Source organism: Psychromonas arctica (genome assembly GCF_038155225.1).
Classification (GTDB): Bacteria; Pseudomonadota; Gammaproteobacteria; order Enterobacterales; family Psychromonadaceae; genus Psychromonas; species Psychromonas arctica_B.
In genome coordinates this window covers 25318-48098 of sequence record NZ_JBAKBA010000005.1, presented here as the reverse complement: position 1 = coordinate 48098, position 22781 = coordinate 25318, and the positions used below count along the sequence as shown (strand labels likewise).

The window sequence follows — 22781 nt, the reverse complement described above, 5'->3', positions numbered from 1 at the left end:
GATTAGACTTCTCCAACCAAAGCATTAACTAATTCGATAAAATGATCACCACGCGCCATAAAGTTTTTATACATATCTAAACTGGCGCAAGCTGGGGTTAAAAGAACTAAATCACCGGCAACGGCGTATTGGTTAATATGTTGTACGGCTTGCTCTAAGTTATTAACAATAAGTGCATCAGGATGCTGCAATGCAATTAATTTAGCATCTTGACCAAAGCACACAATTTGCCCTTTTATCTCTGTTAATACAGGTGCTAATTCAGTAAAATCTGCACCTTTACCATCGCCACCTAATATAATGTGTACTTTTCCTGAAATTGTATCAGAAAGTCCTAACAATGCTGCTTGCGTAGCACCGATATTGGTTGCTTTGGAGTCATTGATCCATCGTACGCCATTCACTTCTTTGACAAATTCACAGCGATGCTTCAAACCTGAATAAGATTGTAAGGTTTCAAGCATTGAAGACATTGGCAGATCAACTTGCTTTCCTAACGCGATGGCAGCGAGTGCATTCATCCAGTTATGTTTGCCGCTTAATTTAAGTGCAGTACAGTTTAATAAAGGTTGTTGATCAACACTAAGGTAATGCTCACCTTGTTGTTGAATCAATCCATATTGCTGTTGATCAAAACCAAAACTGATTTGTGGTTGTTTATCGGTAAACGTTAATGGGTCATCACGGTTAATTAAGACAGTTTTCGATTGTGCATATATTTTATGCTTAGCCTGACTATAAGCTTGGTAGCTTACGTAACGGTCAAGATGGTCTTCACTCACATTTAAGATAGTTGAAATAGTTGCATTTAATGATTCAGTGGTTTCCAGTTGAAAACTTGATAACTCTAAAATATAAAGCGTTTTATCTGGGCTTAATAAATCTAAAGCAGGTACACCGATATTCCCGCCCATACCAGCATTAACATGAGCATCCGCAGCCATTTCACCTAATAGGCTAGTCACCGTGCTTTTACCATTTGATCCAGTAATAGTGATTAATTTTGCATGTTGATATTGTGCTGTATTTAACTCTCGAGCAAATAACTCAATATCACCAATCACTTCAACGCCTGCTTCAATTGCAGCGTTAATCGCAAGGGTAGAAATGGCAATACCGGGGCTAACAACTAACGTATCAAACTCACACAATAATGGAGCAGATAACGGGCCAATCACCAGTTTGGTGCTAGCATCAAGCTTATCTTGGCCTGGCGGTACCAAACGAGTATCGAAGACAGTGACATTAATGCCTTTTTGACGAAAAAAGGTGACACAGGATAACCCTGTGACACCTAATCCAATAATAGCGACTCGCTTAGTAGCTGCCATATTAACGAACCTTCAATGTAACTAAACCAATTAATACTAATACGATAGTGATGATCCAAAAACGTACAATAACGCGAGGCTCAGGCCACCCTTTTTTCTCATAATGATGATGAATAGGTGCCATTCTGAAAATACGCTGTTTACGCATTTTGTAAGAACCTACCTGTAAAATAACTGATACGGTTTCCAGTACAAAAATACCACCCATGATCACTAACAAAAATTCTTGGCGAACCAATACTGCAATCACGCCTAAAATAGCACCCAGTGCAAGTGAACCAACATCGCCCATGAATACTTGAGCAGGATAAGTGTTAAACCATAAAAACCCTAAACCAGCCCCAACAATAGTGCCGCAAATGATCACTAACTCACTTGCTTGTGGAATATAAGGGATAAATAAATAATGAGAATAATTAACGTGACTTGTTAAGTAAGCAACTAAGGCAAAAGCCGCTGCCACCATCACCGTTGGCATAATAGCTAACCCATCTAAACCATCGGTTAAATTAACTGCATTACTACTACCTACAACGGTAAAGTAAACCAGTGGAATGAACAGTAGGCCGAGGTAAGGCATGTATTCTTTAAAAAATGGAACAACAAGTGTTAACTGTGCATCGCCTTGTGCCGTCATATATAAAACAACACCAATAACTAAGGCTGTTAATGATTGCCAAAAGTATTTCCAACGAGCAATCAACCCATCTGGATGTTTACGTACGACTTTTAAGTAATCGTCCATAAAACCAATCGCACCAAAAGCAATGGTTGTGAATAAGACAACCCACACATAGAAGTTATCTAATCTTGCCCATAATAAAGTACTTAATACGATAGCGGCTAGAATTAAAACGCCACCCATTGTTGGTGTTCCCGCTTTACTGAAATGCGATTCAGGACCATCATCACGGACTATTTGACCAATTTGCTGACTTTGTAAAAAGCGTATTAATTTAGGCCCCGCCCACAAAGAAAATGCTAATGCAGTCAGAACGGCTAATACCATTCTCACGGATAAGTATGTCAATACATTGAAAAACGTATAATGACTTGAAAGTAATTCCGCTAACCAGACTACCATTTTTAAAATCCTATTTTATAAAGCTGTTGACCAGCAGATGATGAAGACTTACGCACCGAACTCTTGTTTAATGAAAGCGACAATCTCTTCCATTTTTGCACTTCGAGAGCCCTTTACAAGCACCACAACTTTAGATTGTTGACTTCCTAAATAAGCGCTAATAGCTGATTTAAGTTGTTGTTTGTCTGAGAAGTGTTCTGCCCCTGCATTTTTAGAGGCCGCATTATACGCATTTGTTGCTTGTTGACTCAAATTTCCAACTGTAAATAATCTATTAATATTTTGTTGTTGGGCATACTCACCAATAGTTTGATGCTCTTGTTCTGCATAACGGCCCAATTCGCCCATATCGCCACAAATTAATAGTCGTTCACATGGATATTGAGCTAATAAATCAATACCAGCACTTACTGATGCAGAGTTCGCATTATAAGTGTCGTCAATCACAGTTAATATGTCAGAAACCACAGCACAATTAACGCGTCCTGCGACTTGTTGTAATGTTTGTAAACCTTGCTGAATGTCATTTAATGAACAGCCTAATGCCAATGCCATCGCACTTGCCGCTAATGCATTACTGACATTATGCTTACCAGGAAGGTTCAACTGAATTTGAATATTTTGTAATGAATTAGCCGATTCATTCTGAGCTTGTTTTTGAGCGAAGAGCATTGATGTTTTAACGTTCAATATAAAGCTTGATTGACCTAACTCATTACTGTGGAGTTCAGTGGCAAATAGATCTGCATCGACCGTTCTGTTGGTCTCAGTTTCTCTAGAAAAAGTGATAAGTGGTTGTTGTTTATTCTGTAGTTGTTCAATAAAGTCATTAGCAAAATTCGCATCTAAATTAACCACAGCAACACCATCAGACGCTAAACTAGACCAAATTTCAGATTTTGCAGTCGCCACACCTTCTAAAGAACCAAATCCTTCTAAATGCGCAGGCATAATATTATTAACTAATGCAACATCAGGTTTTGCCAAGGCAGCGGTATAAGCAATCTCACCAATATGATTTGCCCCTAATTCAAGCACTGCGAATTGATGTTGTTTTTCTAACCTCAATAACGTTAACGGTAACCCAATATCATTATTAAAGTTACCAGCGGTTGCTAATACTTTATCTGCATTACCGCTGTGTGCCGTTAATATCGCACTCAATAATTCTTTACACGTGGTTTTACCATTACTGCCAGTGATCGCTGCACATTTTAATCCAGTAATCTGCTGTTTTATATAACGACCTAATAAGCCCAATGCAATACGCGTATCTTCAACTTCAACGACAAGACTGTCAGTTGGAATCGTTAATGTGCTATTCGCTTCGACTAATAAAACAGAAGCGCCCTTATCAAGCGCGCTTTGCAGTAATTGGTGTGCATCAAAAGATGGACCTTTTAATGCAATAAACAAATCATTATTTTTAATCGTGCGAGTGTCGGTACTGACATTATTAAAAGTTATAGCAGCAGATTGTGATAGCGATGCATAACCTGCTTTTAGGTTACCTTTCGTTGCATTGCATAATTGCTCAACTGAGAGTGTGATCATCGCTTTTGTTCCTGTGCTTTTTCACTTTCTAATTCAGATTTTTCTATTTGTGAGGATTCGATTAACTCACTCAAACATTCTCGGTCGCTATAATGAACTTTTTTATCGCCAAAGATTTGATAATCTTCATGGCCTTTACCCGCCACCAAAATAATATCGTTTTCATTTGCTGTTGCTAATAAATGTAAAATAGCTTGTTTACGATCATGTATGACTAACGCTTTTTCAGGATCAGTTAATCCCTTTTTAATATCTTCAACAATTTCTTGTGCATTTTCACTACGTGGATTGTCATCAACAATCACGACTTGGTCAGCACCTTTCTCAGCTGCTTTAGCCATTTCAGGGCGCTTACCTTTATCACGATCACCACCACAACCAAACACGGCAATAATACGACCTTGTTGTGTGTGATTTTGTAATGCTTGCAATGCATTCTTTAACGCATCTGGAGTGTGTGCATAATCAACAACAAACGTTAGCTTTTGCTGTTCAAATACATATTGCTCCATTCGCCCAGGGACCACGGTTAATTGAGCGATTACCGTTTGAATTTGTTGAATCGAAAAGCCATCAGCTAATAATGCACAACTCACTGCTGCGATATTCGAAATATTAAAGTCACCGTAAAATGGTGTTTCTATGAAACCCTCGCCCCAGCTAGAGATAAAGTCAAAAGCCAACCCCTGTGCTAAATACTGAACCTTAGTAACACTAAAGTATTGTTGCGTTGCTGAATGAGGTTTTACATTAAAGCCATAGGCAATTGCATCAGAAAACTCAGCTAGCCACGCTTTACCGACTGAGTCATCGGCATTGATAATACGATGTTGTAATGGAAATTCTTCAAATAGTATTTTTTTAGCATCGGCATAAGCTTGCATAGTGCCGTGATAATCAAGGTGGTCACGCGTTAAATTAGTAAAAATAGCGGTTTTAAAAGGTATAGCAGCCACTCGGTTTTGTATTAAACCATGAGAAGAAACTTCCATCACCGTATGTTGAGTACCCTGGCATTGGTATTGTGATAATTCACGACATACTGAGATAGCGTCTAACGTCGTATTTAAACTTGTTTCAAGCTGACCATATAAGCCATTTCCTATGGTACCCATCTGCGCACTTTGCTGACCTAACAGCATGTAACTATTGGCTAATAAACTTGCAATAGTTGTCTTACCATTAGTGCCAGTAATGGCCGTGACTGCATGAAGGTTCGAGCTAGGAAAGTAAAATCGCATTGCGATTGCACTTAGGTGCTTATTTAACTCAAAAACGTCAATAACTGGGATATCTTGTTCAAAGCGTATATTGCCATGTACTATTTTATCTTTTGTTTCTGAAAGCACGACTGAAGCACCCGCATTGATTGCGTTACCAATAAAGGTACGTCCATCACTTATTGCACCTTGCAGCGCAACGAACAAACCACCCTGTTTAATAACGCGGCTATCTAGAGTCATGCCTTTAATGGTGATTTCTTCTAAAGAGTTAACAGGATTAATATCTGCATTGTTAAAAAATGGGGTTAATAACCAAGAAAGCATACAACTATGTTGTGTTAGCTCAGCTTTATTGGTCATTACTTAGCCTCCAGGTAGGTGTAGCTTTCATCTCCACCATCCGGTAAAACATGTGTTAGTAATAGCGTGCTCTTCATGACTTCAGAAAACACAGGAGCAGCAACATCACCCGCATAATAACGATCGCCCTGTGGTTCATTGATCATTACTGCGATTGCAAAACGTGGACGTGTTGCCGGTGCTAAACCAGCAAAAACCGCCACATAATCATCTCCATAGCCACCTGCTTCCGCTTTTCTAGAGGTACCTGTTTTACCAGCAATGCGATAACCATCGACTTTTGCTTTTGGAGCTGTTCCACCTTTTTCACTGACACCTTCCATCATTGCAACAACTTCAAGTGCAATTTTTTTAGGAATAACTTGTTCACCAGGCTGTTGTGTCCCTTTAATAATAGAAATTGGATATTGCATTCCACCACTACCTAAAATCCCATAAGCTTTAGCAAGTTGTAATGTGGTTGCTGTAATGCCATAACCAAAAGACATCGTTGCTAATTCAAAGTCAGACCAGCGATGACGAATCGGTAAACGACCCACACTTTCACCAATCAGTCCAATACCAGTGTCATTACCAAAACCAAAATCAGCAAAAGTTTGTTGTAATTGCTCTGGTTTTAATCGTAATGCCAGTTTACTTACGCCAACGTTACTCGATTTCTTTAATATTTTAGCTAAATCCATTTTTCCGTAATTATGACCATCACGCACTCGACGACCACCAATATTCATCCAACCCGGTGATGTATCGACGATCTCATCTAAATCACTTTTATGATTCATTAATGCACTAGCAACCACTAATGGTTTAACTGTAGAACCTGGCTCAAAAGTATCCGTGATGGCACGGTTACGTAATTTATACGCTTGATATTGATTACGATCGTTAGGATTAAACGACGGGTAATTAGCCATCGCATAAATTTCACCATTGTGAATATCAATCACAACAATAGACCCAGAAGTCGCATTATTGATTTTAACAGCACGTTTTAATTCACTATAAGCCACTGCTTGAATACGTTGATCTATTGTTAACTGTAAATTACCCGCTAATTTTTTCTCTCTAAGTACTTCGATATTATCGATAACATTACCTAAACGATCTTTACGTACGCGCTTTTTACCTGTTTGCCCTTCCAAGTAAGCATTATAACTTTTTTCTATTCCTTCAATTCCTTGTGAATCAAGATCAGTTAACCCCAAAATATTGGCATTGATCTCTCCAGTAGGATAAAAACGATGTGACTCTAACTGGCTTGAAATACCAGATAGCCTTAATTGTTTTACATATTGCACCACAGGATCATTTACTTGTCGTCTTAAGTAAGCAAACCGAGAGTTTGGTTTTTGGATTGCTCGGGCAAGATCTTCCATTTTAATATCAAGTACTTCAGCTAATGCAGGCCACTTTTTAGACTCATAAAAATACTTTTTAGTATGTCTTTCTAATCCTGTTTTAGGATTAACCACTGCACTATCTGCCCATTCTTCACGGGTAAATACAAAATGTTTTTTAACTTCTTTAGGATCGACCCAAATTGCATAAGCAGGCACACTGATAGCTAACTCTTCACCATTTCGATCTTCAATATTACCTCGGTGAGCAACAGAACTAGTGACACGTAAACTACGCTTATCAGCTTCATTTGTAAGGTATTCAGGCTCAAGGACTTGGATAAATGCAAGACGTGAAATTAGAGCAATAGCGATCATAGTGATCGTTACCGCAACAAAAATATATCTACCTGAAGAATAAGTCAGATATATTTTCTTCTTACGTGTTTGTGAACCCGCCTTGGTTCTTGATGTAGTCCGTTTTCTGTTCATCGAATTTCCACTAATACACTATTATTCTTAGTTGGCTGTGACATTGATAATTGATTACCTGCAACTGAACGAATCCGGCTATGCTCATCAAGCGTATGCTCTTCGATCAACAAGTTTCTCCATTCGATCATTAGATTGTCTTTTTGCTGTGACAAATATTCTTTTTTAGTCACTAACTCACGCGTTTCATGAGTGATGTAAATGTTATATAAAGCACTGATCAGTATAACAATACCTAATACCACCAAAATCGCATTTTGGCGTAAATCAGCTAGGATAAGCAACAGCAAACTATCTCGAGAATCAACCACTTACTTAACCTCTGGCTGTCTGATTTTTACTGCTACGCGTAACACCGAACTGCGAGAACGAGGATTAGCCTCAACCTCTTTTGCACTTGGTTTAATAGCTTTACCTGCTGACTTCAAGTTCTTTCCATCTTGCATCTGTGCATCGGTTAATGGCAAACCCGGTGGATATTCAGGACCTTTCTCTTCTTTGCGAATAAATCGTTTAACAATACGATCTTCTAACGAATGAAAGCTGATCACAGAAAGTTGACCGCCAATCGCTAAAATATCCAACGCACCATCTAATACTTTGTGGATCTCTTCTAATTCACTATTAATGTAAATACGAATACCTTGGAAGCTTCGTGTTGCAGGATGCTTTTTCTTTTCACGTTTAGGACATAAACGCTCAATCAACTGTGCTAACTGTAAAGTGCGTGTAAAGGGTGTTTCCACTCTATCTGCGACGATTGCGCGAGCAATGCGATAAGCGAATTTTTCTTCACCAAAGGTTTTTAACGCCCAACCAATATCATCTACATCAGCTTTAGCTAACCAATCAGCGGCACTAATTCCAGACGTTGGATCCATGCGCATATCTAATGGGCCATCACGCATAAAACTGAAACCACGTTCAGCTTCGTCAAGTTGTGGTGAAGACACACCTAAATCCAATAAAACACCATCGATTTTTCCAGCTAATCCAAGATCTTTAATATATTCAGCTAAACCAGAGAAAGGTCCATGAACGATCTCAAAACGACTGTCTTCTAGTTTTAATGCTTCAGCAGTTGCGATTGCACGAGGATCACGATCAATAGCGATCAAACGTCCATTTGGACCAAGTTTTGATAAAATATGACGAGAATGTCCACCACGACCAAAAGTGCCATCGACATAAATGCCGTCAGGCTTAATAGCTAGGCCATCTACTGCTTCATCTAATAATACGGTTACATGCTCACTCATTAGAACGAGAACTCCTTGAGAGAATCACTTAATTCCATGCCTAACGACATATCGCTTTCCAGATCTTGCTGTACCTGTTGATGCCACACTTCTTCATCCCAAATTTCAAATTTATTCAATTGACCTACTAACATAATTTTTTTATCTAATTTTGCATGTTGACGTAGTGTTGGCGCGATCAACGTACGTCCGTTTTTGTCTAATTCACACTCGCTGGCATGACCTAGAATGAGTCGCTGTATACGTCTTTCCTGTGGATTGGTACTGGATAAACCACGTAATTTATTTTCTATCAATAGCCATTCATGTAATGGATAAAGTAATAAACAATTCTGAGATTGAAAATCGATCGTGCACACGAACTGCCCCTGACAATTGTCAGTCAGCCAATCACGATACCGAGTTGGTATCGCAATACGTCCTTTTGTGTCCAGATTTATTGCATTTGCGCCACGCAACATGATTATTCAATTCCATTTTTTGTGGGTGAATGATCCACTTTCTAAGAAAAAGATCCACAATTTGACACTTTTCCCCACTTTTGACCACCCAGTCTAATAAAGTTCAATATTTTTGCAAGTGATGGATCTTTTTAAATAGAGATCTAAATCACATTTTTATCTGGTAGCCATTTTATTTATATGGTTTATCAGTTAATAAAAAAGTGAAATTAATCTCAAAATGCGTCCAATTAATAAGTTGCGTGATATACTCCGCCGCTTAAAACAATTTAATCAATAAACTCGGAAGGAAATTCCCTTGCAAGACGAACAATTAAAAGCATTTATCATTAATCAACTTGAAGACATGAAAGCAAAAGAAATCGTTACGATTGATGTTGCTGGAATATCAGATGTGACTGACACTTTAATCATCTGTACAGGTACTTCAAAACGCCACGTTCGTTCAATCGCTGAACAAACTGCGCTAGCAGCAAAAAATGCAGGTGAAGTGCCGCTAGGCGTTGAAGGCCTTGAAGGTAGCGAGTGGGTATTAATTGATATGGGTACAGTGGTCGCGCATGTTATGCAAGACGAAACGCGTCAATTTTACCAACTAGAAAAATTATGGACTGAAACTGCATAATGAAAATTCAGCTAATTGCAGTGGGCACTAAAATGCCAGACTGGGTTGAAAAAGGTTACCTAGAATATGCACGGCGTTTCCCAAAAGAAATGCAACTTGAGTTGTTAGAAATTAACGCAGGTAAACGTGGAAAAAACGCAGACATTAAGCGTATTTTAAAAAAAGAAGGTGAGTTAACCTTAGAAGCGATTCCAAAAGGTAACAAAATTGTCACGCTAGAAGTGACAGGTAAATCGTGGACAACTGAACAATTAGCCAATGAAATGACAAAGTGGCAGCATGATGGGCGGAATATTAGCCTATTGATCGGCGGCCCTGAAGGTCTAGCACCAGAATGTATTGAACAGTCTGAACAACGATGGTCACTTTCTGCATTAACGTTACCGCACCCTCTGGTTCGTATCATCGTTGCAGAAAGCTTATATCGCGCCTTTACACTCACTATTAATCACCCCTACCACAGAGAATAAAGGTGAAGATAAAACGTAATAGCATTCGTAATCACAGCGCAGAGTCTGCTTTATTTATGCGCAGAACGATTGTTGTTTTTTTAGGGATCTTATTTACAGTAGGTATTTTAATCACTAATTTGTATTACCTACAAATTAACTCTTTCAATACCTATAAAACAAGATCCAATGCGAATCGGATCAGTGTGCAAACCGTCCCTCCGAATCGCGGTTTAATCTACGATCGTAATGGTGTGATCCTCGCTGAAAACAGACCTGTATACAGTTTGCAAGTTATCCCCAATAAAACAAAACACTTACAAGATGATATTGAACGTTTAGCTTCTCTACTTTCACTGACCGAAGATGAGTTAAGCGATTTCAAAAGTAAAAGTCGCTATTCTCGTTCTTTTAAAGCAATTACGATCCGTGATCAACTAACACCTGAAGAAGTCGCAAAATTCACCGTTAATCAGCATTTATACAGAGGTTTCTCAATTCAAGCTAACCTCAAGCGTTATTACCCATTCGGTAATGCATTTACACATGTTTTAGGTTATATCGCCAAAATTAATAGCCGCGATCTAGAAAAAATCGAAGAACGCGGTGAACGTGTTCGCTATCAAGGCACGCACTATATTGGTAAATTAGGTATTGAAAGATATTACGAAGATATTTTACATGGTCAACCAGGTCAACGCCAAGTAGAGGTTGATAGCTGGGGTAAGGTAATCAGAACACTAAGCTTCACTTCCCCTGTGCCAGGTAAAGATATCAAACTTAATATTGATATTAACTTACAATTGAAAGCACAAGAACTGTTAGGCGATAACCGTGGTAGCATTATTTTAATGGATGCTAGAAATGGCGCGGTATTAAGTCTTGTGTCAGCGCCAAGTTACGATCCTAATTTATTTGTAACTGGGATCAGCCAGAAAAAATACCAAGAACTATTAGAGTCAAAAGATCGACCGCTGATTAATCGTGCTACACAAGGTCGTTATCCACCCGCTTCAACCATTAAACCACAAATGGCTTTATTAGCATTAGATGAAAAAGTCATTACAGAAGAAACAAAAATATTCGATCCAGGTTGGTGGGTTGTACCGAACTCCAAACGTCGTTTCCGTGACTGGAAACGCTGGGGACATGGTTTAGTGGATGTATTCCATGCAATAGAGCAAAGCTGCGATACTTTTTTCTATGATACTTCATATAAATTAGGTATTGATCGTATCGAACCGTTCATGCGCCTGTTTGGTTTTGGTGAATACAGTGGTTTAGATATCGCAGAAGAAACAAAAGCAATTATGCCATCACGAGATTGGAAGCGTACGCGGTTCAATCAACCTTGGTACGATGGTGATACGATTTCAATTGGTATCGGGCAAGGTTATTGGACAGTGACTCCTATCCAATTAACTAAGGCAACGGCTATGTTATCGAAACGTGGTCAAAATATTAAACCACATATATTAAATTCTATTATCTCTGCGGAAGAGACTATTACACCTGAGTATGAAGTAAAACAAGCGGTTAAATTACATAGTCAACGCTATTGGGATGTCGCATTAGAAGCAATGCAAGGCGTAACTAGTAAAAGAAGAGGGACAGCTTACCGTACTTTTGGTGATGCTCCGTATACCGTCGCAGGTAAATCAGGAACTGCACAGGTTATTAATATTAAAGAAGATGAAGTATACGATGCAGATAAAATAAGCGAGCGTCATCGAGATAATGCTATGTTTGTTGCGTTTGCACCTTTCGAGTCTCCTGAGATTGTAGTGACTGTTGTATTAGAGAATGCAGGTGGTGGTAGTAGTAATGCCGCGCCAATCGCTCGTGAATTATTTGATGAGTACTTTAAAGAGAAAACCTTAGCAGCTTCAACACCGGAACCGGGTTTATAATTATGGTCAGTACACAAGCTCAAAAAAGCATTTTCTATCGGTTGCATATTGACCCTTACTTATTATTGGGGTTGCTTGCATTAATGAGCATTAGCTTGACCATTTTGTATTCCGTTGGTGGGTATGAAATGCTATATCGTCAGGTAACACGTTTAGCAATCGCATTGACGGCAATGATTTTTATCGCTCAAATACCACCAGAATGGTATCAACGTTGGACCCCTGCTATCTTCTTAATTTGCGTATTATTATTGATTGCCGTATTAGTGATGGGGCACACCGGCAAAGGTGCTCAACGTTGGTTAGATTTAGGGTTTACAAAATTTCAACCCTCTGAAATCATGAAGTTAATTATGCCATTAATGGTGGCTTATTATGTAAGTCAGTTCACCTTACCTACACGTTTTAAACAAGCTTTTATCGCCTTATTACTAGTAGTTATCCCAACTTTATTAATCGCTAAACAACCTGATTTAGGCACCTCTATTTTAGTGGCCTCTTCAGGTATATTTGTACTGTTTTTATCGGGTATTTCTTGGTTATATATAGGTCTTGCTCTAGCGGCTGTGTTAGCTTTTGCCCCTATTTTATGGTATTTCCTGATGCTTGATTATCAGCGAGGTCGAGTTCTAACACTGCTTAATCCTGAGGCAGATCCTTTAGGCGCGGGTTATCATATTATTCAATCTAAAATAGCCATTGGTTCCGGCGGTTTATGGGGCAAAGGTTGGATGCAGGGAACGCAATCTCAGCTTGAGTTTTTACCTGAGCGTCACACCGACTTTATATTCTCCGTATTCTCCGAAGAATTTGGGTTTATTGGCGTCTTATTATTGTTAAGTATTTATCTTTTAATTATTGGTCGTGGATTGTGGATTGCTAACCAAGCACAGGATGCTTTCACTAAATTGATTGCGGGTAGTATTATTCTTACTTTCTTTGTTTATGTTTTTGTAAACATTGGTATGGTAAGTGGTTTATTACCCGTGGTAGGAGTACCGCTGCCTATTGTTAGTTTTGGTGGTACCTCTATTGTCACTTTACTTGCAGGATTTGGTATTTTAATGTCTATCCATACTCATAAACGATTTAATATAAAACGGTAAAATTATGCTTAAAAATATACTCCAACTCTGCTTCATAAGCATTTTTTTAACGGCTTGTAGTAGCAACAATAACGGTCATGATAACGTTGGTAAGAAGACAGAAGAACCTGTTTATACAGATAATTATGGGCGCTATAAATACAGCCAAGATCATGCACCAACAGAGATTCCATCATTAGAACATATTGAAAATGTAACGCCTCGTTATGAACCTTATTCTCGTGGTGGCAATAAAGATTACACCGTGCGCGGTGTCGATTACAAAGTATGGAGAGATATTACAAAGCTAACCGAAAAAGGTGGTGCTTCTTGGTATGGTAATAAATTCCATGGCCATTTAACCTCTAATGGTGAACGTTATAATATGTTTTCGATGAGTGCAGCCCACAAAAACTTACCCTTACCAAGTTATGTAGAAGTCACAAACTTAGCCAATAAAAAGAAAATTATTGTAAGAGTAAATGATCGGGGACCGTTTCATGAAGGTCGCATCATTGATCTTTCTTATGCTGCAGCGAGCAAGCTTGATATTATTAAAGCAGGCACAGGCCAAGTTGAAATTAAACTATTACATTTCCCTGAAGATGAAAGTGTCACGATATTAAATGAGCAAGAAAACCTTAACGGTACTTTTAGTATTCAATACTTAGTGACATCAAGCGCAGAAAAAGCGGGGTTACTATCAGAAAAATTAACCAAACAATATAAAGTAAATAGCTTTATTGAGCAAAAAAATAACCTCTATTATTTACGTGTTGGGCCTTTCTCGAGTGAATCTAAAACAGAAGCATTACTAAAATCGGTACAGTTAGATTACCCTAAAGCTTATATCATTCATAAAGCTCAATAGCGTTTATCTGCTTAGTTTATTTACTAAGCTTTACTTATAAAAATGTAATTAAAAAAGCCGCTACTTTAACTAAATTAAAGTAGCGGCTTTTTTATTAAGTAATGCTTTAATAAAAAATATTACGCACCTGCTATTTTCATTTTTTTAATTAAAATAGAACCCGTTTTCAAACTACTTCTTGGGTCAGTATCACAACCAATCGCGCTGATATCCATGAACATTTCTTTTAAATTACCAGCAATCGTTATTTCGTGAACAGGATAAGCAATAACACCATTCTCAATCCAGAAGCCAGCAGCGCCTCGAGAATAATCACCCGTCACCATATTAACGCCCTGTCCCATTAATTCAGTCACAAATAATCCTGTTCCCATCTCTTTTAATAAACCAGCTAAATCTAAACCACCGTCTTTCGCAAACCAATTGTGAATCCCACCAGCATGACCTGTACTTTCTAACCCCATTTTACGTGCCGCATAACCGGTCAGTAGATAAGTCTGTAAGAAGCCATTATCAATAATATTACGTTTAACAGTACGCCCTCCCTCACTATCAAAAGGAGAACTCGCAATACCTTTGATAATATGTGGATCTTCTGATATTGACATCCAATCAGGAAAGATTTGTGTATCGATAGAATCTAGTAAGAAAGAAGACTTTTTATATAAGCTTGCACCACTGATAGCACTGACTAAATGTCCAAATAAGCCACTCGCCATTTCTGGAGAGAAAAGAACAGGGCTTTCTTGGGTGGTTATTTTACGTGCACCTAAACGCTCTACAGTGCGTTTCACCGCTTGTTCAGCTACCCATTGAGGCGATAGTAATTCATTCATATCACGCGCACTGGTATAGCTGTAATCACGTTGCATTTCATCATTTTCTTGTGCGATCAATACACAACTCAAGCTGTGACGGCTGCTACCGTAACTTTCTAAAAAGCCATTACTGTTGCCATACACTTGTAAACTTGTGTGACTATTAACGCCCGCACCATCAGAATTAACAATTCGCTTATCTAAACTCAATGCAATATCTTCACATTGTTTTGCTAACGCTAATAAATCCTCAGTACTTTTGTTACTTGCATGGTACAAATCTAAATCAATTGGATTTTCTTCTAAGTAACGTTTATCCAATAATCCCGCATAAGGGTCTTGGCTAGTATATTTAGCAATGTCTACTGCAGCTTTAACACTAGCGGCAATCGCTTCTTCACTTAAATCAGCTGTAGATGCACTGCCTTTACGATGATCAACATAAACGCTGATGCCCATTGCACCATCATGATTGAACTCTATATTCTCTACTTCACCTAAACGGGTATTGACAGAAATACCAGCACTTTTACCTAATGCAACTTCAGCTTGGGTAACCCCTAAATCATTAGCAATATTAAGCGCCGTATTCACGGCATTTTCTAGCATCTGTTTCTGTTCAATCATGTTTAATCACCACAATGTAAAATAAATTTAAGATAACAAATAATAACATGGATTAAGGTAAGCATCTTGCGATGATGGTATGATGCGCATAATTATTTAATCCCTAACGTGATAGACCATAAGCCATGAATAAAAAAGTTGAAGAAATCTCTGAAGAAGAAGAGATTAGTAAGTCGCAAATCAAACGTGAAGCTGAAGCTTTAAAAGAGATTGGCCGCCAGTTAGTCGCCTTAAATGCGAAGCAATTAGCCCAAATTCCTGCCAGTGATACATTGATGGAAGGCATCAAGGTTGCACATAAAATTGCCACTAAACATGAAGCGTTACGTAGACAATATCAATATATTGGTAAAGTATTACGTACTGAAGACATGGAAAAAATCACTGCTAAGCTTGATATTTTAAATGACAACAATCGTAAACGTACTCATGCGATAGCGCATTTGGAGTTATTAACTGAACAACTCATTGAACTAGGTGACCCTAAAGTAAATGATACGTTAGACATGTATCCTCAACTAGAGCGCCAAAAGCTTCGCCAATTAATACGCCAAGCAAATAAAGAAAAGAAATTAGAGAAACCAGCTAAAACAGCAAAAGAATTATTTGTTTACTTAAAAACGAATTGTTTATAAGTCTCTAGTAAATAAGCTACACGACAAACAAAAAAGCCAGATTAGTTTAACTAATCTGGCTTTTTTGTATTGATATTAATACAACTTCTTACTTATAAAAAACGATATAAATAAAAAGTTCTATAAATGAAACCTATCGTAATAGAAAGTAAAAAACATAAAACAATAAACATAAAACAATAAAAAAGTAAGTTTAGTTAGTGCCGCCAACTGTTAACTGATCAATTTTCAACGAAGGCTGCCCAACACCAACAGGTAGACTTTGCCCTTCTTTACCACAAACACCAACACCCGCATCTAAGCACATGTTATTCGCGACCATAGAGATTTGTTGCATTGCATCAAACCCGTTACCAATTAAAGTTGCACCTTTAATGGGAGCGGTAATTTTACCATCTTCAATTAAATAAGCTTCTGATGCCGAGAATACGAATTTACCTGACGTAATATCCACTTGCCCACCACCAAAGTTAGGCGCGTAAATGCCCTTTTTAACACTTTCGATTAACTCTTCATGCTCATACTCACCATTCAACATAAAAGTATTCGTCATACGTGGCATTGGTAAATCAGCATAAGACTCACGGCGGCCATTACCTGTTGGATCAACGCCCATCAATCGTGCATTGAGTTTGTCTTGCATGTAACCTTTCAAAATACCATTTTCAATTAAAACGTTACGTTGTCCTTTCGTTCCTTCATCATCGATATTCACTGAACCACGACGATCGGCAATACTACCATCATCGATAATAGTACAATGCTTAGAAGCCACTTGTTGTCCTATTTTTCCAGAAAATGCTGAAGAGCCTTTACGGTTAAAGTCACCTTCTAAACCATGTCCTACTGCTTCATGCAATAACACACCCGGCCAACCAGCACCGACAATAACTGGCATCGCGCCAGCTGGAGCAGCAATAGCATCAATATTAACTAATGCTTGGCGTACGGCTTGGCGAGCATAGGAGAAAGCTTTTAATTCACCTTCCTGTGTATCAGTAAAATAATCTAAATCAAAACGACCACCACCACCTGAACTACCGCGTTCACGCTTACCATTTTTTTCAACTAAGACAGAACAACCGAAACGGATTAGAGGGCGAATATCTGATGCTAATGTTCCGTCAGTTGCCGCCACTAGGATTTCTTCATAAACCGCATTTAATGACACAGTCACTTCACTTACTGATGGCTCTAAAGCACGAACAAAAGTATCAACTTGCTTTAATAATTCAATTTTTTTATCACGGCTCATACTTTCTAAAGGATCAGAGCAGCCATAGTAAATAGGTTGTGGTGTTGGCATAACCAATTTAATGGTTTTCTCTTGGCCAGAGTTAGCAATACTTTTAGCCGCATTTGCTGCTTCTGATATCGCTTTTTTAGAGATATGGTCTGAATAAGCAAAGCCGGTTTTTTCGCCAGAAACCGCTCGAATACCGATGCCTTTTTCTATGTTATAACTACCTTCCTTCACGATACCATCTTCTAATAACCAAGATTCATGGCGACTCGCTTGAAAATAAAAATCTGCGTAGTCAATGTGAGCCCCAGAAATTTGGCTAAGCTGTGATTCTAAATCACTGATTTGCATATCTGCAGGGGCTAAAAAATTGTCTACAACTTGTTGAAAAGACATTAAAGATCCTTATTTTATTTAAATTTTTGAGTGCTATTAAATTGATTATGTTGTTTTACTGGCATTTTTTTTCTGATTTTATTTAAAGCCTCTTTATCGAAGTCTGCTTGTGCAAAGCCATTTCCCGTTGTTAATTGACTCAGCACTTCTCCCCACGCATTAATAACCATCGAATGCCCGTAGGTTTCACGCACGCTAAAAGTGTCGTGACCAACAAAATGTTCACCACCTTGATTTGCTGCAATAAAATAACACTGATTTTCAATAGCGCGCGCTTGTAACAAAGCTTGCCAGTGTGCTTGCCCCGTCACTTTAGTAAAAGCAGCCGGTAATAATATAATATCAGCACCACATTCAGCGAGTTGTTGAAATAAACCAGGAAAGCGTAAATCATAACAAATAGCTAAACCAATTTTAGCAAAGCCACAATCAACGAGTTTTATTTCTTGTCCTGAAATGAAGGTATCTGACTCTTTGTATGCACCTTGTGTATCGGCAACATCAGCATCAAACAAATGAATTTTATGATACGACTCAAGCAGCTTACCACTCTCTGAATAAACCAAGCTAGTCGTGTATATTTTATCTGCTTGCTCACTTTGAATAGGGAAGCTACCACAGATTAAAATACAATGATGTTGTTTAGCAAGTTTGCTTAACCGTGTTTGATTCGGTCCATCACCTAAGCGCTCAGCAACGCTTAAGTAATGCTCTCTATTCGCAAAGCAAAGTGCATTTTCAGGTAATAACACAATGTGTTTTGTTGCATCTGTACTTGCCGGTAAAGCATTAAGTTGCGTTTCTATTTGTGAAAAATTATCGTCAACATTGTCATTACTAATAATTTGAATGGCGGTTAATTTACATATTCCCGATTCTTTAATATCAGTTTTTTTTATTTGTGTGTCATGTATTTTAGAACTCATCTTCCAGCTCCTCATCCATTGATTCTTCGTTCAGCAAAATATCTTGTAATGGATTACTGTCTAATTGTTGGTCTTCAATTTCTTCTAGCACTTCACTATTTTGCAGTTTTACTTTGCCTTTTAACCTATCTTCAATTTTAATTTCAGGATCGTTCAACGCACCTTTTACCGAGAAGTCTACTCGTATAATGGTGTCCACTACAGGCTCTAGTATTTTAGTTAACATTAATACCGCAGCACCGGTTAATGGGTTAATCGCAAAAGCCGCTAACACGGGCAAACTAGAGGTTACCGCAGGGCTATAACTAAAACGGTAATTCACATTAAGATTTGGTAAATCAACCAGTCCATCGCCGGAAATTTTTCCTGCTGAGCCATACAGATAATAATCATCATTCTTTAGAATACCATTGGTGATATTTGCAGAAAGCGACATTTCCTCAAAACCTAGCCCCTTAGAGAAAACATCATCAAACTCTAAGTTCAAACTACGTCGAATTCCATCAAGACTCAAAAAGCCTAATAAACGTGCGCCTTTGTCATCAACTTCGGTGATTTGACCATTTTCAACGTCTAAGGAGAAATCGCCATTTAAAGAATCAAAATTAAACTGCCATGGTGCACCAATCCAATTAAATGCACCATTTAACTGAGCGTCTTGAAAATTCATTGGGCTATCATAACCTAGACGATGAACAATGCTGGTTTCACTACTCGCACGACTATCTACAATAATATTAGTACGGCGCTGATCCCAAACACCTGAAATATTTGTAGCCTGGTCTTCTTCACCTAATTGCAAATAATCAATACTAAAGCGAGATTGGCTAGGAAACACATGCGCTTTTAAAGGTGAAAGATCCATTTTTTTATAAATACAGGATAAACATTCTAAAAACACTTCAGGGTAGTCTTCACGTAAATTATCACTGTATTCCGTTAACGTATCATTTTCTTCGTTAAAGAAGACTGCTTGTAGTGCATCCATATCTAATAACTGAAAATTCATTTGTTTAATACTGATGTCATAGCGGTCAGGAATACCTTGTCGATATTCAATATTCGCCAATAAATCATCACCTTTAATATTAACAGTCAGTTTTTCATCTGTTTGTATTATCTCAGAGCTCAAGTTAATCAAAGGTTGTTCGAATAACTCTGCATGTTTGATATTAAGATAAAATGCGTCTAGGTCTATCAAAGTATTAGTATCAACTGCCGCTAAACTTTCCGTGGTTTTTGTTGCTGTGTTAATTGCTACTGCAGCTTGCTCGACAAAGTGCTCATTTAAAATTTCCACCCAAGGCGTTAAGTTAACTTTATCTTGATTAACACGTACGACTTGTTTTGTCTTATCAATATTGGTACCAGTGTCTTTGCCTAATCCCAGATAAAGATACTTAATAGATGTTTGTTGTTTTGGATATGCTAATTCGCCAGCTGATGTTAACTTACCAGTAATCAATGCATCCCAACGCATACTATTTTGGTTGCCATTAATATTGATTGTTGTTGGCCAAGTTTGTAATGCATTTTTATTATATGGAGCAGGGAGTCCAATCTTCATCCCCTGTAATTGAGAGGTTAAATGCACACCAAACTTATAATCTTGATTTAAACTTTGTGTGAAGCTCATTTGCCCTTGCCAATCCAAATTACCGCTTAGTTGTAAAGGTAATAATGATTGTTGATGATCGCTCAATTTAGCGACATCCCACTCACCAGAAAGACTGGCTTTGAGTTCATATTTATCGGAAAACTCTTTACTAAAGAAAGAAAAATTAACAGGTTGCCCAAATAATGTAGCCGTTAAATCATCAGCTTCTAAGTCACCATTAATAAAACTAAAGGTACCTTTCACATTCTTTAATGGCAGTATATAGTCACTACCAAGCTCAAGGTCAACATTGTTCTTATTAAGGTTAAATTCTCCCGATACTTGAGTATCATCATTATCTTCAGCTAATGGGATAGTCAGCGTCAAATTGCCTTGTAGACGGTCATTAATATGAATTGATTGTACAGCCTTACCCACACTGTCTTTTAATGGCGATGCGATAAGATATTTAACAATCGACTTAGACTTCTCTTCAAGATCGACATTAACCGTTAAAATACCTTCAGAACTCAAATGGTCAACATCTGCAACCAACTTATCTACTTTAATATCACCTAACTTAGCTTTATTACTTTTCATGATTAATGAATCATTTTCAAATAATAAATTAAGATCTAAATCGCTTAACCCTTGCCAACCTTGGTAAAAATCATACTCAGCATCTTTTACTGGCACATATGCTTGGAATACACCTTGATTTTGTGTAAATGGATAGTCAGAGAGACGTCCACTCCATAAAACCTTAGCGCCCGTTACCGTGCCTTTTTTAAGTGTTGGTTGTAAATAGTCAAAAACATCCTCGCCCATCGCATGAACAGGAAAGTAATGTTGTGCTTTACTGGCATCATTGAGAGAAGCATAAGCATAAAGATTGAGGATAGGGCTAGTATCGGTGGCGCTTTCACTAGGAAAAAACAATGAAAACTGAGAGAGACTATTAAGCTCATCAGTAACTAGTAAGCTTTTTTTACTAACAAGTTCGAACCCCTCTTCATTATTCGTCCAATTGAATTCAAAATCACCCTGTTGTAAAGGCATAGGGCGATTAAATTGCCCGTCAAAATGGATTTCCTGCTGCCCTAATTTTATAGTCGCATGCCCTGACTGTTGATTCGATGTTACCGATATATTGGCATCACTAACACCAGGAATAACGCCAACAGCTTGGTTATTAAAAGCATCGATATTAGCATTAACGGTCAGTTCACCTGGTTTTTCGACCTTCAAACCTATTTTATTCAATTTCCCGCCAATCTCTAACGCTGAAATATAGTTAATATCAGCTTCAGAAAGAGACGAAAATAAAAGCCCAAATGGCATAATAGAACTGACATCAATACCGTTTAAATCAAATCCACCAAATTGGCCTAATGTTCCCTCAGCAGAGACTTTCACATCACTAAAAGGAATATAATTATGAGTGATATTTAAGTCATAACTATCAAACAAACAATAATCGTTTTGATAGGTAAACTGTAACGAACCATGGTTTATTTGCCAATCATGCAATTGATCCAACATTGACCAAGCTATCTCAGAATTTCCCCATTCTAATTGCATATTTTTAGGGCCATTAAAATCAAACTCACCCCATAACTTGAATGACATAGTCGCGGTTTTTAATTCTGCTAATGGATTGATTTGTGGCCTAATATACTCAGCTACATTTAAATTTTCAGCATGAGCATAAAGACTACCAATTAATTGTTCGTTTGATCCTTCAGCATCGCCTTTTATATCAATGATAAATTCTAAACTATTATCGTCCAATGTATTAGGGAGTGAGGCTTTACCGACGCCTTGATGATGTTCACCATCGTTAATCCAACTTAAATCTTGTATTAAAACTGTTTTTTTATTGTAAAGATGGTCGGTAAAGTTAATGCGGCTTTCAGTAATGGAAAAGGAGCTTAAACGAAGAAGAAATATATTTTTAAGCGCATCTAGCGTACTTTGAGATTGAGGTTCGTCTGTTTCAGATAATTCTAACTGTTCAATTTCCTCTGTATCAATAGGTGACTTTAAAAGTAAATCAGCTCCTTTTAATGATATATCATTAAACGTAATGTGTTGTTGTCGAAGGCTCTCTAAAAAATCAAAATGTAAAAAAAGATTATCTACTTTTAATTCAAAAGGTAAGGCTTCGGTTTCAGTAAAAGTTACATTTTTTAGCGTCAGCACTAAGCCAGAGAAATCAACTCCAGCAGTGACTTTATCTGCATTTACATTAATATCATGTTCAGCAGCAACCCACTCTACGAGTTGTTCTTTATAATCATCAACACTATTTATTGCAAAACGGGCAGCCGTCAATAATACTGCAATAAGAATCAATGTAATGACTGCTAACATTAATAAACACTTTAAACACCCAAAAGTAAAATATTTCAAAAATGAAAACCCATTTACCACCCTTTCATAATATCACAATGCTATTGCATCAATTTTCAATCACCTAAAAACTATTAATACGCTTT

18 protein-coding genes are annotated in these 22781 nt (G+C 37.8%); 6 read left to right on the top strand and 12 right to left on the bottom strand.

What is annotated here, in order from left to right; genetic code table 11:
* Nucleotides 1-2 precede the first annotated feature (2 nt).
* The 8 genes from murD to mraZ are packed head-to-tail and all read right to left on the bottom strand — an operon-like array spanning nucleotide 3 to nucleotide 9101.
* Nucleotides 3-1331 carry a UDP-N-acetylmuramoyl-L-alanine--D-glutamate ligase gene (gene murD, locus V6255_RS03505; protein ID WP_341626897.1) on the bottom strand — a complete coding sequence of 443 codons (1329 nt, stop codon included), beginning with the start codon at nucleotides 1329-1331 and terminating at the stop codon, nucleotides 3-5.
* 1 nt (nucleotide 1332) lies between these two features.
* Nucleotides 1333-2415, bottom strand: coding sequence for a phospho-N-acetylmuramoyl-pentapeptide-transferase (mraY, locus tag V6255_RS03500; protein WP_160061014.1), 1083 nt, complete (start codon nucleotides 2413-2415; stop codon nucleotides 1333-1335).
* Between the two features lie 48 nt (nucleotides 2416-2463).
* Entirely contained in the window at nucleotides 2464-3969 is a 1506-nt protein-coding gene (locus V6255_RS03495; protein WP_341626896.1) for a UDP-N-acetylmuramoyl-tripeptide--D-alanyl-D-alanine ligase, read from the bottom strand.
* Nucleotides 3966-5552, bottom strand: a complete 1587-nt coding sequence (murE, locus tag V6255_RS03490) for a UDP-N-acetylmuramoyl-L-alanyl-D-glutamate--2,6-diaminopimelate ligase (protein ID WP_341626895.1) — start codon at nucleotides 5550-5552, stop codon at nucleotides 3966-3968. Before murE ends, V6255_RS03495 begins: the two co-directional genes overlap by 4 nt.
* Nucleotides 5552-7381, bottom strand: coding sequence for a peptidoglycan D,D-transpeptidase FtsI family protein (locus tag V6255_RS03485; protein ID WP_341626894.1), 1830 nt, complete (start codon nucleotides 7379-7381; stop codon nucleotides 5552-5554). Before V6255_RS03485 ends, murE begins: the two co-directional genes overlap by 1 nt.
* On the bottom strand, nucleotides 7378-7692 hold the full coding sequence (ftsL, locus tag V6255_RS03480) for a cell division protein FtsL (protein WP_341626893.1): 315 nt from the start codon (nucleotides 7690-7692) through the stop codon (nucleotides 7378-7380). The genes V6255_RS03485 and ftsL overlap by 4 nt, the downstream gene beginning before the upstream one ends.
* The gene (gene rsmH / locus V6255_RS03475) at nucleotides 7693-8640 is read right to left on the bottom strand and encodes a 16S rRNA (cytosine(1402)-N(4))-methyltransferase RsmH (protein ID WP_341626892.1); all 948 of its coding nucleotides are present in this window, start codon (nucleotides 8638-8640) and stop codon (nucleotides 7693-7695) included.
* A complete protein-coding gene (gene mraZ, locus V6255_RS03470; protein ID WP_341626891.1) occupies nucleotides 8640-9101 on the bottom strand; it encodes a division/cell wall cluster transcriptional repressor MraZ in 462 nt (153 codons plus the stop codon). Before mraZ ends, rsmH begins: the two co-directional genes overlap by 1 nt.
* Nucleotides 9102-9399: 298 nt before the next feature.
* On the opposite strand from mraZ, the gene rsfS reads away from it, so the two are divergent.
* Genes rsfS through V6255_RS03445 form a run of 5 tightly spaced genes read left to right on the top strand, consistent with a single transcriptional unit; the run spans nucleotide 9400 to nucleotide 14041 of the window.
* A complete protein-coding gene (gene rsfS / locus V6255_RS03465; protein ID WP_137297296.1) occupies nucleotides 9400-9726 on the top strand; it encodes a ribosome silencing factor in 327 nt (108 codons plus the stop codon).
* Complete coding sequence (gene rlmH, locus V6255_RS03460; RefSeq protein ID WP_137297295.1) at nucleotides 9726-10196, top strand: 23S rRNA (pseudouridine(1915)-N(3))-methyltransferase RlmH; 471 nt, start codon at nucleotides 9726-9728, stop codon at nucleotides 10194-10196. The genes rsfS and rlmH overlap by 1 nt, the downstream gene beginning before the upstream one ends.
* 2 nt (nucleotides 10197-10198) lie before the next feature.
* A complete protein-coding gene (mrdA, locus tag V6255_RS03455; RefSeq protein WP_341626890.1) occupies nucleotides 10199-12085 on the top strand; it encodes a penicillin-binding protein 2 in 1887 nt (628 codons plus the stop codon).
* A 2-nt stretch (nucleotides 12086-12087) separates the two neighbouring features.
* The gene (rodA, locus tag V6255_RS03450; RefSeq protein ID WP_341626889.1) at nucleotides 12088-13191 is read left to right on the top strand and encodes a rod shape-determining protein RodA; all 1104 of its coding nucleotides are present in this window, start codon (nucleotides 12088-12090) and stop codon (nucleotides 13189-13191) included.
* Nucleotides 13192-13195: 4 nt separating this feature from the next.
* Nucleotides 13196-14041: a septal ring lytic transglycosylase RlpA family protein gene (locus V6255_RS03445; RefSeq protein ID WP_341626888.1), complete on the top strand. Its 846-nt coding sequence runs from the start codon at nucleotides 13196-13198 to the stop codon at nucleotides 14039-14041.
* A 119-nt stretch (nucleotides 14042-14160) separates the two neighbouring features.
* On the opposite strand, the gene pmbA is transcribed toward V6255_RS03445, so the two are convergent.
* Entirely contained in the window at nucleotides 14161-15486 is a 1326-nt protein-coding gene (gene pmbA, locus V6255_RS03440) for a metalloprotease PmbA (RefSeq protein WP_341626887.1), read from the bottom strand.
* Nucleotides 15487-15611: 125 nt separating this feature from the next.
* Here pmbA and yjgA point away from each other — a divergent pair, with 125 nt between their 5' ends.
* On the top strand, nucleotides 15612-16121 hold the full coding sequence (yjgA, locus tag V6255_RS03435; protein ID WP_137297290.1) for a ribosome biogenesis factor YjgA: 510 nt from the start codon (nucleotides 15612-15614) through the stop codon (nucleotides 16119-16121).
* Nucleotides 16122-16314: 193 nt separating this feature from the next.
* Here yjgA and tldD read toward each other — a convergent pair whose 3' ends face one another.
* The 3 genes from tldD to V6255_RS03420 are packed head-to-tail and all read right to left on the bottom strand — an operon-like array spanning nucleotide 16315 to nucleotide 22656.
* Nucleotides 16315-17760: a metalloprotease TldD gene (gene tldD / locus V6255_RS03430; protein ID WP_341626886.1), complete on the bottom strand. Its 1446-nt coding sequence runs from the start codon at nucleotides 17758-17760 to the stop codon at nucleotides 16315-16317.
* 14 nt (nucleotides 17761-17774) lie between these two features.
* Complete coding sequence (locus V6255_RS03425; protein ID WP_341626885.1) at nucleotides 17775-18686, bottom strand: carbon-nitrogen hydrolase family protein; 912 nt, start codon at nucleotides 18684-18686, stop codon at nucleotides 17775-17777.
* A complete protein-coding gene (locus V6255_RS03420; protein ID WP_341626884.1) occupies nucleotides 18676-22656 on the bottom strand; it encodes a YhdP family protein in 3981 nt (1326 codons plus the stop codon). Before V6255_RS03420 ends, V6255_RS03425 begins: the two co-directional genes overlap by 11 nt.
* Between the last annotated feature and the right edge of the window lie 125 nt (nucleotides 22657-22781).

Bases quoted from the DNA above. Each gene is read 5' to 3' on its own strand.
- murD (WP_341626897.1), bottom strand. From the start codon at position 1,331: ATGGCAGCTACTAAGCGAGTCGCTATTATTGGATTAGGTGTCACAGGG.
- mraY (WP_160061014.1), bottom strand. From the start codon at position 2,415: ATGGTAGTCTGGTTAGCGGAATTACTTTCAAGTCATTATACGTTTTTC.
- V6255_RS03495 (WP_341626896.1), bottom strand. From the start codon at position 3,969: ATGATCACACTCTCAGTTGAGCAATTATGCAATGCAACGAAAGGTAAC.
- murE (WP_341626895.1), bottom strand. From the start codon at position 5,552: ATGACCAATAAAGCTGAGCTAACACAACATAGTTGTATGCTTTCTTGG.
- V6255_RS03485 (WP_341626894.1), bottom strand. From the start codon at position 7,381: ATGAACAGAAAACGGACTACATCAAGAACCAAGGCGGGTTCACAAACA.
- rsmH (WP_341626892.1), bottom strand. From the start codon at position 8,640: ATGAGTGAGCATGTAACCGTATTATTAGATGAAGCAGTAGATGGCCTA.
- mraZ (WP_341626891.1), bottom strand. From the start codon at position 9,101: ATGTTGCGTGGCGCAAATGCAATAAATCTGGACACAAAAGGACGTATT.
- rlmH (WP_137297295.1), top strand. From the start codon at position 9,726: ATGAAAATTCAGCTAATTGCAGTGGGCACTAAAATGCCAGACTGGGTT.
- rodA (WP_341626889.1), top strand. From the start codon at position 12,088: ATGGTCAGTACACAAGCTCAAAAAAGCATTTTCTATCGGTTGCATATT.
- V6255_RS03445 (WP_341626888.1), top strand. From the start codon at position 13,196: ATGCTTAAAAATATACTCCAACTCTGCTTCATAAGCATTTTTTTAACG.
- pmbA (WP_341626887.1), bottom strand. From the start codon at position 15,486: ATGATTGAACAGAAACAGATGCTAGAAAATGCCGTGAATACGGCGCTT.
- yjgA (WP_137297290.1), top strand. From the start codon at position 15,612: ATGAATAAAAAAGTTGAAGAAATCTCTGAAGAAGAAGAGATTAGTAAG.
- tldD (WP_341626886.1), bottom strand. From the start codon at position 17,760: ATGTCTTTTCAACAAGTTGTAGACAATTTTTTAGCCCCTGCAGATATG.
- V6255_RS03425 (WP_341626885.1), bottom strand. From the start codon at position 18,686: ATGAGTTCTAAAATACATGACACACAAATAAAAAAAACTGATATTAAA.
- V6255_RS03420 (WP_341626884.1), bottom strand. From the start codon at position 22,656: ATGTTAGCAGTCATTACATTGATTCTTATTGCAGTATTATTGACGGCT.